At 69.3% G+C, this 13,153-nt stretch carries 10 protein-coding genes and 1 pseudogene; 7 read left to right on the forward strand and 4 right to left on the reverse strand.

Features of this window, described 5'->3' with window-relative positions:
* The first annotated feature begins 144 nt into the window (after nt 1–144).
* A complete protein-coding gene (locus ACYVO6_RS24470) occupies nt 145–846 on the forward strand; it encodes a 2-phosphosulfolactate phosphatase (protein WP_461064510.1) in 702 nt (233 codons plus the stop codon).
* A 103-nt stretch (nt 847–949) separates the two neighbouring features.
* Here ACYVO6_RS24470 and ACYVO6_RS24475 read toward each other — a convergent pair whose 3' ends face one another.
* Nucleotides 950–1,078 (reverse strand): hypothetical protein, encoded by a 129-nt coding sequence (locus tag ACYVO6_RS24475; protein ID WP_461064512.1) that lies wholly within the window; start codon nt 1,076–1,078, stop codon nt 950–952.
* 182 nt (nt 1,079–1,260) lie between these two features.
* Entirely contained in the window at nt 1,261–1,425 is a 165-nt protein-coding gene (locus tag ACYVO6_RS24480; protein WP_461064514.1) for a hypothetical protein, read from the reverse strand.
* A gap of 183 nt (nt 1,426–1,608) precedes the next feature.
* Here ACYVO6_RS24480 and ACYVO6_RS24485 point away from each other — a divergent pair, with 183 nt between their 5' ends.
* Nucleotides 1,609–2,532: an LLM class F420-dependent oxidoreductase gene (locus ACYVO6_RS24485; RefSeq protein ID WP_461064516.1), complete on the forward strand. Its 924-nt coding sequence runs from the start codon at nt 1,609–1,611 to the stop codon at nt 2,530–2,532.
* A 191-nt stretch (nt 2,533–2,723) separates the two neighbouring features.
* Here ACYVO6_RS24485 and ACYVO6_RS24490 read toward each other — a convergent pair whose 3' ends face one another.
* On the reverse strand, nt 2,724–3,851 hold the full coding sequence (locus ACYVO6_RS24490; RefSeq protein ID WP_461064518.1) for a glycoside hydrolase family 76 protein: 1,128 nt from the start codon (nt 3,849–3,851) through the stop codon (nt 2,724–2,726).
* Between the two features lie 180 nt (nt 3,852–4,031).
* Nucleotides 4,032–4,820 (reverse strand): DeoR/GlpR family DNA-binding transcription regulator, encoded by a 789-nt coding sequence (locus tag ACYVO6_RS24495; RefSeq protein WP_461064520.1) that lies wholly within the window; start codon nt 4,818–4,820, stop codon nt 4,032–4,034.
* Between the two features lie 123 nt (nt 4,821–4,943).
* Between ACYVO6_RS24495 and ACYVO6_RS24500 the strand changes: the two are divergent.
* The 5 genes and pseudogenes from ACYVO6_RS24500 to ACYVO6_RS24520 all read left to right on the forward strand — a co-directional run.
* Nucleotides 4,944–5,051 (forward strand): annotated as a pseudogene (locus ACYVO6_RS24500) (DNA-binding response regulator); the annotation flags it as partial.
* Between the two features lie 328 nt (nt 5,052–5,379).
* Complete coding sequence (locus ACYVO6_RS24505; RefSeq protein WP_461064522.1) at nt 5,380–6,855, forward strand: 3' terminal RNA ribose 2'-O-methyltransferase Hen1; 1,476 nt, start codon at nt 5,380–5,382, stop codon at nt 6,853–6,855.
* Complete coding sequence (locus tag ACYVO6_RS24510) at nt 6,852–9,419, forward strand: polynucleotide kinase-phosphatase (protein WP_461064524.1); 2,568 nt, start codon at nt 6,852–6,854, stop codon at nt 9,417–9,419. Before ACYVO6_RS24505 ends, ACYVO6_RS24510 begins: the two co-directional genes overlap by 4 nt.
* A gap of 364 nt (nt 9,420–9,783) precedes the next feature.
* Nucleotides 9,784–10,995, forward strand: a complete 1,212-nt coding sequence (locus tag ACYVO6_RS24515; protein ID WP_461064526.1) for an RNA-guided endonuclease InsQ/TnpB family protein — start codon at nt 9,784–9,786, stop codon at nt 10,993–10,995.
* Between the two features lie 51 nt (nt 10,996–11,046).
* A complete protein-coding gene (locus ACYVO6_RS24520; protein WP_461064528.1) occupies nt 11,047–13,110 on the forward strand; it encodes a beta-galactosidase in 2,064 nt (687 codons plus the stop codon).
* Nucleotides 13,111–13,153: the final 43 nt, after the last annotated feature.

Consider the following 13,153-nt stretch of genomic DNA (forward strand, 5'->3'; position numbering starts at 1 on the left):
ATGGCATATGTGTTCGTGGGACTTGAGGGGTGGGCCGCCACTTTCGCGACGCGGGCAACTGGATGTGTTGCATTCCGAGACCGTCGATGTGACGTGGATCACTCTCTTGGTGCCTCGGGTCGGGCATGCGCGATCATGATCGGAATGGACGCTCGTTTCGTTGGCATCGCTGAGCTGGTCGAAGCCCCGTCCGTGGCGGTCGTGGTCGACGTCATGCGTGCTTTCACCGTGGCCGCCTGGGCCTTTGCCCAGGGGGCGGAAAAGATCGTTCTTGCTGAGTCGCTGGACGAAGCCCTGGCGCTCAAGGATCGCCACCCGGATTGGGCGGCGCTCAAAGACGGTCCGCCCGCGCCCGGGTTCGACATGGTCAACTCGCCGGGCCTGCTGCGGTCTGTTGACCTTGGCGGCCGGACCGTTGTGCAGAAGACCACGGCAGGGACGGTTGGCGCCCTTGCGGTCAAGGAGGCGTCGCTGGTGCTGTGCGCCAGCTTCGTGGTGGCGGAGGCAACGGCTCGGCTCTTGCGGACGCGCAAGAGTGTCAGTGTCACGTTCGTGGTCACTGGCGACGATGGGCAGGCCGATGAAGATCTGGCGTGTGCCCAATACATCGCCCGGAGGGCCACGGAGGCTGGGACTGATGCTGCTGAGTTCCTCCGCCGCGCTGCCGAGTCGCGCGCCGCCGCCGAGTTGGCGGAGGGTGTGCGTCAAGGAGTCCATCCTGATGACGTTGCACTCTGTCTTGAGGTCGACCGGTTCCCCTTTGCCATGGCGGCGAGCTTGGAAGACTCGCTCATGGTCCTGCGCCCGTGCGCCATGCCTTCGCTGACCGACGACGATCCGATCTGAAAGGTGCAGAGCGTCGGTCCCTGGAGCCTCGCCTTCCGGTGGATCTGGGGGAGTAACGCACTCAGGGCTGTTGCAAAGTCTCTTGATCCTGCGTGAGTGCTGGTCAGGGGAGGCAGAGGAGGTCCAGCGGTCGGCGGAAGCTGTCGTAGGACATCTCGCGGAGTCCGGCCGCGATGTTGGTGTGGCCGTGCTCGCGGAGTGCGTTGATCGCGAGGTTGCGCAGGGTGGCCATGTTCTTCGGGCCGCGACCGGTACGGATCTGGGAGCGGTCCTCGTCGAGGTGACATCGCGGACAAAGTGATCACGGGTGTCGGGCGGATTGTGGGTGTTTCTTCGGGATGCGGGCAGCGGCGATTGCCGGGGGCGAGAAAGCCCGCCGCAGGCGCCGCCGGGTGAGCGGACCGTCAGGCGCGGTCACGCGGAGTCGGAGCCGTCCCTCGGGGACGTGTCCGGGCGCGTGGCCGACTGCTGGAGGTCGGCGTCGAGTTCGGACAGGTCCGCGTTGAGGGCAGCCATCAGCTCCTCCATCTGTTGCAGCAAGCCCTTGGGCTGCGACGAGGGAACAGCTTCCTGGGACATGAACGGGCCTCCTCGGCAACGCGCCGGTCGGTCCGGCTCCACCCAAGTCCAACGAGAACCATCGGCGCCGGTCACGCCAAAAGCCCACCTACGGCGCGGAGTTGACGGGTTCACCCGGTCGGGACGAGAGGGAACCGGCCGAACCCTGGCGTTGACCGGTATCCGACCGTGCAGGATGGAGCCATGGATCTCCGAATCTTCACCGAGCCCCAGCAAGGGGCCAGCTACGACACCCTGCTCGCCGTGGCCAAGGCCACCGAAGACCTTGGCTTCGACGCCTTCTTCCGCTCCGACCACTACCTGCGCATGGGCTCCGTGGACGGCCTCCCCGGCCCCACCGACGCCTGGATCACCCTCGCCGGACTCGCCCGCGAGACGAAGCGCATACGCCTCGGCACCCTGATGTCGGCCGCCACCTTCCGGCTGCCCGGCGTTCTGGCGATCCAGGTCGCCGGGGTCGACCAGATGTCCGGCGGCCGAGTCGAACTGGGCCTGGGCGCGGGCTGGTTCGAGGAGGAGCACAAGGCGTACGGCATCCCGTTCCCGAAGGAGAAGTTCGCCCGCCTGGAAGAGCAGCTGGCGATCGTCACGGGCCTGTGGGCGACGGAGGCCGGCCAGACCTTCAGCCACCACGGCACGTACTACGACCTGACCGACTCGCCCGCGCTGCCCAAGCCCGCACAGGCCAAGGTCCCGGTCCTCATCGGCGGCCACGGCGCGAGCCGTACGCCGCGCCTTGCGGCCCAGTACGCCGACGAGTTCAACATGCCGTTCGCCTCGATCGAGGACAGCGAGCGCCAGTTCGGCCGCGTACGGGCGGCGGCGGAGCAGGCCGGCCGCAAGGGCGACGACCTGATCTACTCCAACGCCCTCGTCGTCTGCGCCGGCAAGGACGACGCGGAGGTCGCCCGCCGCGCCGCCGCGATCGGCCGCGAGGTGGACGACCTGAAGACCAACGGCCTGGCCGGCTCCCCGGCCGAGATCGTCGACAAGATCGGCCGCTACGCGCAGATCGGCGCCCAGCGCCTCTACCTCCAGATCCTCGACCTCGACGACCTGGACCACCTGGAACTGATCTCTTCGCAGGTCCAGCCCCAACTGTCGTAACCCGAGTCTGATTACCGGCCCCGGCCGAGGGGCACCGCCGGGCCGACGGCGCCCCGTTGACCGAGCGGGCGGCTCGATGGTGAAGCCGTGATCGTTGACAGGTGGTTCCGGGTCCGTGGTAACTCCGCCCGGTGCGCTCCGTGTTGCCCCCCGAGGGGCGACGCGGGAGTGCACCGGGTCGGGTTCGTGTGTCACAGAACGGCGGTCAGCAGCGAAACCGCCGACTCCTGACGCCCGATGGTCGCTTGGTCGAACGGTCCGGCCCAGCTCAGTCCGTACTGATGCGAGCTGTTCCGGTCGTTGGCGTAGGCGGAGGAGGCCTGAGCACGCAGGTAACTCCGGTAGGGATGTCCAGTGAGGAAGCGGTCGAGTTCGCCGAGATTGCGGGCGAAGATGCCCTTGAAGGCGGCCTGGTCGGAGTTGCAGTCGCCCGCTGCCTGGCAGGGCTCGGTCAGGATGCCGTTCTGGGTGAGGGTCGGACTGGCGATCACCGCGTCGGCGATGGCGCGGCCGTCAGCGAGCAGGCTCTTGTCGCCGGTGGCCTTGTACAGCTCGGCGAGTCCGCCCAGGATGACTCCCTGGTTGTAGGTCCAGGTGGTGCCGCCGTTGTTGGCGCAGCCGCCGCCCTGCGTGTTCAGACCGTCGTTGACGAGGTGATCGCCGTTGATCATCCCGCTGTCCTTGAACCATTGCCACGCTTCGAGGGCGTGGGCCAGGTAGACCTTGTCGCCGGGAATCCGGTTGTGCAGCGCCGCGGCGAGCTTGATGTACAGCTCGATGCTGATCGCGTTCTTGTAGCTCTTGGCCGGGATGTCCCACCAGATGCCGCCGCCGCAGGTGTCGTCCCAGTAGTCCCGCATGTAGGCCTCGTCCAGCTCGGCGATGTCGAGGTACTTCTTGTCGCGGGTGAGGTCGTACATGCGGGTCATGGCCAGTGCCCACCAGCCGGTGTCGTCGGTGGAGTCGGCCCTGAACTCGCCTCCGCCCTCCGGCCACCATTCCAGGGGCGCCCGCTGGATGGCGATGGTGTTCTTGACCTCGGGCATGTATTTCCGCGACCCGGTCTTCGCCATGTAGTCCAGAAGCGCCTGGAGGGCGTTCCCCGACTGCCACCACGGTGATTCGGGTTGCCAGCGGCCGGTCTCCTCGTCGTAGAAGCCCATCATCGCGTCCACGGCCGCGGTGGCCCTGATACGAGCGGTGGTGGGGACGGCCGGAGAAGCGGCCTGGGTCGGTACGGCCGTCGCGAGCAGGGACAGAACCACACCGCAGGCGGTGGCGCCCGCGGTGGTCCACATTCTTCGAGCCCATCTGTGCATGTCCGGCAACTCCTTGTGTTGAGGGCACTGCTCCTTGCGTGGGGGTAGGGGTCCTACGGTGCGGGTGCGGGGTGGCGGGTGCGGACTGAGGAGTGGCGGAGTGGACTCCTGAGGCGGACTACTGAGGAGTGGCGGCGGAGGACTGAAGGGCGGTGGCGGTCGCCCAGCCGTGGGGCGGCCTCACGCGGTGATCACCTTTCCGCCCGCCTGACGGCAGAGGTCCAGCGTCCGAGGGTCGGCGCCGGCGGTGGTGACCAGGACATCGACGTCGGAGAGCGAGCACAGCCGCAGGCTGCCGGTACCGGGGAACTTGGTCTCGGCGGCCACCAGCACCACGCGGTCGGCGACCTCGATCATCGCCTGCTTGATGGGCGCCTCGACGGCCATGTCGTCGACCACATGGCCGCCGGCGCGCACGCCCGTGCAGCTCAGGAACAGCAGATCGGCGCTGATCTGCCGCAGGGCCGTCTCGGTGAGCGAGCCGACCAGGGACTGGTAGTTGCGGCGCAGCACACCGCCGAGCATCACGAGCCGTACGGTGTCGTCGTCCCGCAGCTCATCCAGTACGGCCAGATTGCTGGTGATCACGGTGACCGGGCGGCCGCGCAGGTGGCGGGCGATCAACGAGGTGCTGGTGCCGATGTCCAGAACGACCACGCTGTCGTCCGCGACGAGTTCGGCGGCACGGGTGGCCATGGCCTCCTTCATCGCCATGTCGTGCGAGGCCGCGACAGCGAACGGATCTTCGGTGACGGCTTCCTCCGCCACGGCCTCGGCGTTCGCACGCAGCGACAGGGCGGCGCCGCCGTAGGTCCGGATGAGCTCGCCGTCGCGGTCCAGCAGCGTCAGGTCCCGGCGGATGGTCGACTCGCTCACCTGGAGCCGCTCCGCCAGGTCGCGTACGGATGCCACGCCTCCCGTCATCCGCAGTGACTTCACGATCTTCGCGCGCCGTCTGCTCGATGTCACGCGCAGAAAGTAGCACCGCCTGACTGACTTCGGCCATGCAGAGAGCGGTTCGGTCATTTTGGTGACTGATATCGGTCACGAAGCTGGAGTGTCCTGCTCGCAGTTGAGCGTCTTCGGTGCGCCGTCGTGCTTATCGACATCCGGATGCCGGTGGTGGGCGGCATCGAGGCGACCCGGCGCATCGCCGCGGATGCGGCCCTGGCCGGGGTGCACGTGGTCATCCTCGCTGACCTCCACGGCCCGCGCGTCCGGCCGCCTGGGAAGTAAGCGGCTCACGTGGCAAACCCGAGCGACTACGGATGAGCGGAAAATCCTGAGTATTCCTGCGGTCATTCGCTGTACGTTGTCGAGGCGCGCCGAAGAGGCGCTTCCGTGGCCCGCTGACCGTAGCGCAGTGCTGCTACAACGTCGAAAAGGGGCCAGGAGCCATGATCACAGAAGCGCGCTCTCTCCTTGCTGGGATCCATCGAAGATTCCGCGCGTGTGCACGCGATGTGCACCGCCATGCACGACATGACGAGGATCTGCAGCTCAGAAGGCAATTCGAGGTGTCACCACAGTGTTCCTGACGATCAGCACCACCGGTACTCCAGAGCGCCCCGCGACCGACCTCGGCTTCCTGCTGCACAAGCACCCCGAGAAATCGCAGGCGTTCTCCACCTCCTACGGGACGGCTCATGTGCTGTACCCCGATGCGAGCCCCGAGCGCTGCACGGCCGCGCTGCTGCTGGAGGTCGACGCGGTGGCGCTGGTGCGGCGCGGTAAGGGCAAGGGCCGTGGGGGCGCGCCGGACGCCGCGCTCGCGCAGTACGTCAACGACCGGCCGTACGCCGCCTCGTCACTCCTCGCCGTGGCGCTGAGCAGTGTGTTCTCCAGCGCGATGAAGGGCACGTGTCACGCCAAGCCCGAACTCCCGGAGCAGGCAAGGCCATTGCGCATCGAGGTGCCCGCACTGCCCGCCCGAGGCGGAGCCGAGCTCGTCCGCAATCTCTTCGAACCGCTCGGCTGGACGGTGACCGCGCAGCCCGTCGCGCTGGACATCGAGTTCCCCGAGTGGGGCGACTCCCGCTACGTAAGCCTCGTACTCGAAGGCGAGCTGCGGCTGGCCGAAGCTCTGCGGCACCTGTACGTCCTTCTCCCCGTCCTCGACGACGCCAAGCACTACTGGGTCGCGACCGACGAGGTCGACAAGCTGCTGCGGGCCGGCGAGGGCTGGCTCCCGGAGCACCCGGAGCACAAGCTGATCACCAGCCGCTATCTGTCCCGCCGTTGGTCGCTGACGCGGCAGGCCATGGAGCGCCTGGAACTCGTACGGCTGGCGGAGGCGGACGACAGCGACGTCGAGGAGATCGACAACGCCGTCGACGAGACGCAGGACACGGACGAGAAGCCGGTACCGCTCGCCGTGCGGCGGCGGGACGCGATCGTCGAGGCGCTGCGGGCCACCGGGGCCGGGCGCGTGCTCGATCTCGGCTGCGGGCAGGGCCAGTTGGTGCAGGAGCTGCTGAAGGACACCCGGTTCACCGAGATCGTCGGTGTCGATGTGTCGATGCGCGCGCTCACCATCGCCTCGCGCCGGCTCAAGCTGGAGCGGATGGGGGAGCGGCGAGCCGAGCGCGTCAAGCTCCTGCAGGGCTCGCTCGCGTACACCGACAACCGGCTCAAGGGGTACGACGCCGCCGTGCTCAGCGAGGTCATCGAGCACGTCGACCTTCCGCGGCTGCCCGCCCTGGAGTACGCCGTGTTCGGCTCCGCCCGCCCGAGGACCGTCCTCGTGACGACGCCGAACGTCGAGTACAACGTCCGCTGGGAGACCCTCCCCGCCGGGCACAGCCGGCACGGCGACCACCGCTTCGAGTGGACGCGCGAGGAGTTCCGTACCTGGGCGAGGGCGGTGGCCGAACGGCACGGATACGACGTGGAGTTCGTGCCTGTCGGACCAGAGGACCCCGAGGTGGGTCCGCCCACCCAGATGGCCACGTTTTCCATGAACACAGCCACGATGAAAGCAGCGAAGGAGGAGAAGGCCGCATGACCAGCAATGACACCAAGGGTCGTACTCTGCCCGTCACCGACCTCTCCCTCGTCGTGCTCATCGGCGCCTCCGGCTCGGGCAAGTCCACCTTCGCCCGCCGGCACTTCAAGCCGACCGAGGTGATCTCCTCCGACTTCTGCCGCGGCCTCGTCGCCGACGACGAGAACGACCAGAGCGCCAGCGGGGACGCCTTCGACGTACTCCACTACATCGCGGGCAAGCGGCTCGCGGCGGGCCGGCGCACCGTGGTCGACGCGACAAGCGTGCAGCAGGAGAGCCGCAAGCAGCTGGTCGAACTGGCCAAGAAGTACGACGTGTTGCCCATCGCCATCGTGCTCGACGTACCGGAGGAGGTGTGCGCCGAGCGCAACGCCGCGCGCGAGGACCGGGCCGGCATGCCGCGTCGCGTCATCCAGCGCCACATCCGCGAACTGCGCCGCTCCGTACGGCACTTGGAGCGCGAGGGCTTCCGCAAGGTGCACATCCTGCGCGGTGTGGAGGAGGCCGAGAGCGCGTCGATCCGTACCGAGAAGCGGTTCAACGACCTGACCCACCTCGCCGGCCCGTTCGACATCATCGGCGACATCCACGGCTGCGCTGCCGAACTGGACTCGCTGCTCGGCAAGTTGGGGTACGTGGACGGGGTGCACCCCGAGGGCCGTACGGCCGTGTTCGTCGGTGACCTCGTGGACCGCGGCCCCGACTCCCCGGGTGTGCTGCGCCGCGTGATGGCGATGGTCACCTCGGGCGATGCGCTGTGCGTGCCCGGCAACCACGAGAACAAGTACGGGCGTCACCTCAAGGGCCGCAAGGTCCAGCACACGCACGGGCTCGCCGAGACGATCGAGCAGATGGAGGGGGAGAGCGAGGAGTTCAAGAAGCAGGTACGGGAGTTCATCGACGGGCTCGTCAGCCATTACGTGCTCGACGGCGGCCGGCTCGTCGTCTGCCACGCCGGTCTGCCTGAGAAGTACCACGGCCGTACGTCGGGCCGGGTGCGCTCGCACGCGCTGTACGGCGACACCACCGGTGAGACGGACGAGTTCGGGCTGCCGGTGCGCTACCCGTGGGCGGAGGAGTACCGGGGCCGCGCGGCGGTCGTCTACGGCCACACTCCCGTCCCCACCGCGACCTGGCTCAACAACACCATCTGCCTGGACACCGGCGCCGTCTTCGGCGGCAAGCTGACCGCACTGCGCTGGCCAGAGCGCGAACTCGTCGACGTGCCGGCCGAGCGGGTCTGGTACGAGCCGACGAAGCCGCTGCGGACCGAGGCACCCGGCGGTCATGACGGCCGGCCGCTGGACCTCGCGGACGTGCACGGGCGCCGGGTCGTCGAGACTCGCCACGCGGGCCGGGTGTCGGTCCGCGAGGAGAACGCGGCGGCGGCCCTTGAGGTCATGAGCCGTTTCGCCGTGGACCCGCGGCTGCTGCCGTACCTGCCGCCGACGATGGCCCCGACGGCGACCTCGCGTGTGGAGGCCCGCGGCGGAGCCGCTAATGGACACTTCCTGGAGCACCCGGCCGAGGCCTTCGCCCAGTACGCGGCGGACGGTGTCGCGCGGGTCGTGTGCGAGGAGAAGCACATGGGGTCGCGGGCGGTGGCGCTGGTGTGCCGGGACGCGGAGGCGGCGCGCGAGCGCTTCGGGGTGGACGGACCGACCGGTTCGCTCTACACCCGTACAGGGCGCCCCTTCTTCGACGATCCCGCCATCACCGAGGAGATCCTCGGGCGGGTGCGCAGTGCCGTCACCGAGGCCGGGCTGTGGGAGGAGATGGCCACCGACTGGGTGCTGCTGGACGCGGAGCTGATGCCGTGGTCGCTCAAGGCGTCCGGGCTGCTCCGTACGCAGTACGCCGCTGTCGGGGCCGCCTCGGGGGCCGTGTTCCCGGGCGCGCTCGCCGCGCTCGAAGGGGCGGCGGCGCGGGGTGTCGAAGTACAGGACCTGCTGGTGAAGCAGCGGGAACGGGCCGCAGACGCCGCCGCGTTCACCGAGGCGTACCGGCGGTACTGCTGGACCACGTCCGGTCTGGATGGTGTGCGGCTCGCGCCCTTCCAGATCCTCGCCGTGCAGGGGCGGAGCCTGGCCGCGCTGCCGCACGACGAACAGCTCGCGCTGATCGACCGCTTCGTGTCGAGCGACGCGTCCGGGCTGCTGCAGACCACGCGGCGGCTGTTCGTCGACACGGGTGACCCGGACTCGGTGCGGGCCGGTGTCGACTGGTGGCTGGAGATGACCGGGCGCGGCGGCGAGGGCATGGTCGTCAAGCCGGTCGGGGCCGTGGTACGCAGCGGGGAGGGGCGGCTCGTGCAGCCCGGCATCAAGTGCCGGGGCCGCGAGTACCTCCGGATCATCTACGGCCCGGAGTACACGCGTCCGGAGAACCTCGACCGCCTTCGGGGCCGCTTCCTCAACCACAAGCGCTCGCTGGCGATCCGGGAGTACGCGCTTGGCCTGGAGGCCCTGGACCGGCTGGCGGAGGGCGAGCCGCTGTGGCGGGTGCACGAGGCCGTGTTCGGGGTGCTGGCGCTGGAGTCGGAGCCGGTGGATCCGCGGTTGTAGGTTCCGCCGTCCCGGCCCTTGGGTTCAACCCAGGGGCCATCCCGCCCGCGCCTGACGCCCACACCCGACTCGCGCAGCCGTCACCTGTTTCTTGCGAGGAGGTCCCGGTGTTCACGCCGGGGAGAGGAATCGCGTCCGGGTGTCGCGACGCGGAGCGTCGCCGCATCCGGTTCAGGGTGCGGAGCGCCCGTATCGCTGCCAACCTTGCCGAGGGCGAGGCGAACACACGTGCCTGTGATCGCTGGCCGGGGTGGTGGCCGTGGGATCGGGGTGCGTTTGTGCTGGCATCGCACATATGGTCCTTCGCAAGGTTCGGGACGGCACAGTGTCCCGGCCGGGGTCGTGAGGGGGCGAGGTGGCGCAGGTGACGGCGGCTGCGGAGGCCGGGCAGGCCCGGTACACCTACCGGCTGCGCGTGTCGTTGACCGCCCGCACCGCCCTGGCGGCGGAGTGGGACCGATGCCGCTGGGTGTGGAACGAATGCGTCGCCAAGTCCAAGGCCGTACACCTGCACAACAAGTCCACCGGCCAGAAGGCCACGTGCGGCCCGGCGCAGCTCGACCGGATGCTGACCGAGGCCCGCGCCCGTACACCGTGGCTGCGTGAGGGCTCATCGGTTCCTCAGCAGCAGGTCATCCGCGACTTCGGCAAGTCCCGCGCCAAGGCGCAGAAGGACATCCGTGAACGTCTGCCGGTGCGGCAGCGGGCCGGGATGCCGAAGTGGAAGACCAAGCGCGAGGCACTGCCGACGCTGAACTACACCCGGCGCGGGTTCCGGTTGAAGGACGGCCGGCTGCACCTGGCGGGCGGCATCGACCTGACCGTGGTGTGGTCGCGGGACCTGCCCGCCGAACCGTCCTCGGTACGCGTGTACCAGGACAGCCTCGGGCACTGGTACTGCTCGTTCGTCGTGCCCGCACAGGTGCAGCCGCTGCCCAAGACCGGCCGCGCACTGGGCGTCGACTGGGGCGTGACGGAGACCGCGACCACCACGTCCGACGCGCACGACCTGCCGCACGCCGAGCACGGCAAGAAGGCGAAGGAGAAGCTGAGTCGGTATGACCGGATGATGGCCCGCCGCAAGCCGGCGAAGGGCCAGCCCGGGTCGAAGGGTTACCGCGAGGCGAAGAAGCTGCGGGCGAAGGCGCACAAGAAGGTCGCCAGGCAGCGTGAGGACACCGGCCGCAAGTGGGCCAAGAAGGTGGTCCGCGACCACGATGTCCTCGCCGTGGAGGACTTCCGTCCGAAGTTCCTGGCCAAGACCACGATGGCCCGCAAGGCCGCGGACGCCGCCATCGGCGCCACCAAGCAGGCCCTGATCGAGATGGGCCGCAAGCACGGCAGGGCCGTGCACCTGGTCCATCCCGCGCACACCACGATGGACTGCGCGCACTGCGATGCGAGAGCCAAGCATCGCCTGCCGCTGGGTGAGCGCACCTACACCTGCACCGCGTGCGGAGTCTCCTCCCCGAGGGACAAGAACTCCGCACGCGTCATGCTCGTCCGGGCTGGTCTCAACCCGGCTGGTGCCGATGGCGGAAGACTTCCTGGAGCGCTGCTCCAGGAGGCGGCCTGAGCCAGGAATCTCCTCCCTCCAGGGAGGAGAGGATTCAAGTAGAGGAGAAGCATGTTCCAGCTGCCCGGCCGGGTCCTGTTCGGCGCCGCCTATTACCACGAGTACCAGCCGTACGAGCGGCTCAAGGACGACCTCGACCAGATGGTGGAGGCCCGTTTCACGGTCATCCGGGTCGGTGAGTCCGTGTGGTCGACCTGGGAGCCGGAAAACGGCCGCTTCGACCTCGACTGGCTCCAGCCCGTCCTGGACGGCGCGCACGAGCGCGGTATCTCCGTGGTCCTCGGGACCCCGACGTACGCCGTGCCGCCGTGGCTCGCCCGCCAGTACCCGGAGATCGCGGGGGAGCGGAAGACCGGGCAGCGCATCGGCTGGGGTGCCCGCCAGGAGGTCGACTTCACGCACCCGGCGTTCCGCTTCCACGCCGAGCGGATCATCCGGAAGATCGTCGGACGCTACGCCTCCCACCCGGCGGTCATCGGTTTCCAGGTCGACAACGAGCCGGGCAACGAACTCCTTCACAACCACGGCGTGTTCCAGCGCTTCACCGACGAACTGCGCGCCCAGTACGGCGATGTGGAGACCCTGAACCGCGAGTGGGGGCTCGTGTACTGGTCGCACCGGCTGTCCACCTGGGCGGACCTGTGGACCCCCGACAACAACGCACAGCCGCAGTACGACCTGGCCTGGCGCCGTTTCCAGGCCCGGCTGACCACCGAGTTCATCGGCTGGCAGGCGGACATCGTGCGCGAGTACGCCCGCCCCGGCCAGTTCGTCACCACCTGCATCTCGTACGAGCGACCGGGCGTCGAGGACGACCAGCTGACGCGGCGGCTCGACATCGCCGCGGGCAATCCCTACTACGCGATGCAGGACGGGCTCGCCCACCCCGACTCCGGGCAGGCGACGCAGGGTTGGACGACGAGTGGGACGTGGGCGCTGTACCGGAGCGCCGACCGCATGTACTCCTCGCGCCAGGAGCCCTTCCTGGTGACGGAGACCAACGCGCAGGCGATCGGCTTCCCCTGGCAGAACCGCCCGGCGTACGACGGTCAATGGCGGCAGTCCGCCTGGGCGTTGATCTCCCGGGGTGCCTCGATGATCGAGTACTGGCACTGGCACACCCTGCACTTCGGCGCCGAGACCTACTGGGGCGGTGTCCTGCCGCACAACGGCCGCCCCGGCCGCGTCTACCGTGAACTGGCCGAGCTGGGCGCTGAGTTGGAGACGGCGGGTGACCTGGTGGCCTCGCTCACCCCGGACGCAGAGGCCGCCTTCCTCTACTCGGGTCCCAGCAAATGGGCCCTCCAGGCCCAGCCGTCCCTGGCCGCTCCCGACGGAGGGCCGGACTCCCGCTCGTACCAGACCGTCTTCGACGCCTTCTACCGCGGCGCCTTCGACGCGGGCGTGCAGATCCGCATCCTGCACCCGGGGCAACTGGCGGACGCCGAGCTGCCGCCGCTGCTCGTCGTGCCCGCCTTTTACGCGGCCGACGACGCGACGCTGGACCGGCTCGTCGCATACGCCGAGCAGGGCGGCCATCTGGTGATCGGCCCGCGCACGGCGTACGCCGACCATGAGGCCCGCGCCCGCACCGATGTGCAGCCCGCGCGTCTCGCGAAGGCCGCCGGGGTCATGTACGACGAGTTCAGCAACCTGGACGCCCCGCTGACCGTGCATGGCACGGACTCGCTCCCGCTGCCGGCCGAGGCCCGTGCGCTCCACTGGGCGGACGGCCTCCAGCTCCGGGGCGCCGAGACGCTGGCTGCCTACGACCACCCGCACTTCGGCCGCTGGCCCGCCCTCACCACCCACCGCCACGGCGCCGGCCGCATCACGTACGTCGGCACCGTCCCGGACCCCGTCCTCGGCGCGGCCCTCTTCCGCTGGGCCGCCCCGGCGAACCCCTGGCACCCGTCCGCTCCCGGCGTCACCTCGACGTCCGCCCTCTCGCGCGACGGGCGCCGGGTCCGCTTCCTGCACAACTGGTCGTGGACCCCGCAGTCGTTCGCCGTACCGGTGCCGGTACGGGACGTACTGACGGACACGTCGCTCGCCGCCGGTGAGGAGATCTCGCTGGGGCCGTGGGACGTCCGGGTTCTCGAGCTCGTGGAGTGAGCATGGGGCGGCGGGGACGAGAACCCGGACTGGCCCGCCCACC

It is taken from the genome of Streptomyces pseudoechinosporeus (assembly GCF_054783935.1).

What these genes read in the sequence shown, in the direction of transcription:
- ACYVO6_RS24490 (WP_461064518.1), bottom strand. Translation starts at nt 3,851, where the DNA reads ATGCACAGATGGGCTCGAAGAATGTGGACCACCGCGGGCGCCACCGCC.
- ACYVO6_RS24485 (WP_461064516.1), top strand. Translation starts at nt 1,609, where the DNA reads ATGGATCTCCGAATCTTCACCGAGCCCCAGCAAGGGGCCAGCTACGAC.
- ACYVO6_RS24470 (WP_461064510.1), top strand. Translation starts at nt 145, where the DNA reads ATGGACGCTCGTTTCGTTGGCATCGCTGAGCTGGTCGAAGCCCCGTCC.
- ACYVO6_RS24510 (WP_461064524.1), top strand. Translation starts at nt 6,852, where the DNA reads ATGACCAGCAATGACACCAAGGGTCGTACTCTGCCCGTCACCGACCTC.
- ACYVO6_RS24475 (WP_461064512.1), bottom strand. Translation starts at nt 1,078, where the DNA reads ATGGCCACCCTGCGCAACCTCGCGATCAACGCACTCCGCGAGCACGGC.
- ACYVO6_RS24480 (WP_461064514.1), bottom strand. Translation starts at nt 1,425, where the DNA reads ATGTCCCAGGAAGCTGTTCCCTCGTCGCAGCCCAAGGGCTTGCTGCAA.
- ACYVO6_RS24520 (WP_461064528.1), top strand. Translation starts at nt 11,047, where the DNA reads ATGTTCCAGCTGCCCGGCCGGGTCCTGTTCGGCGCCGCCTATTACCAC.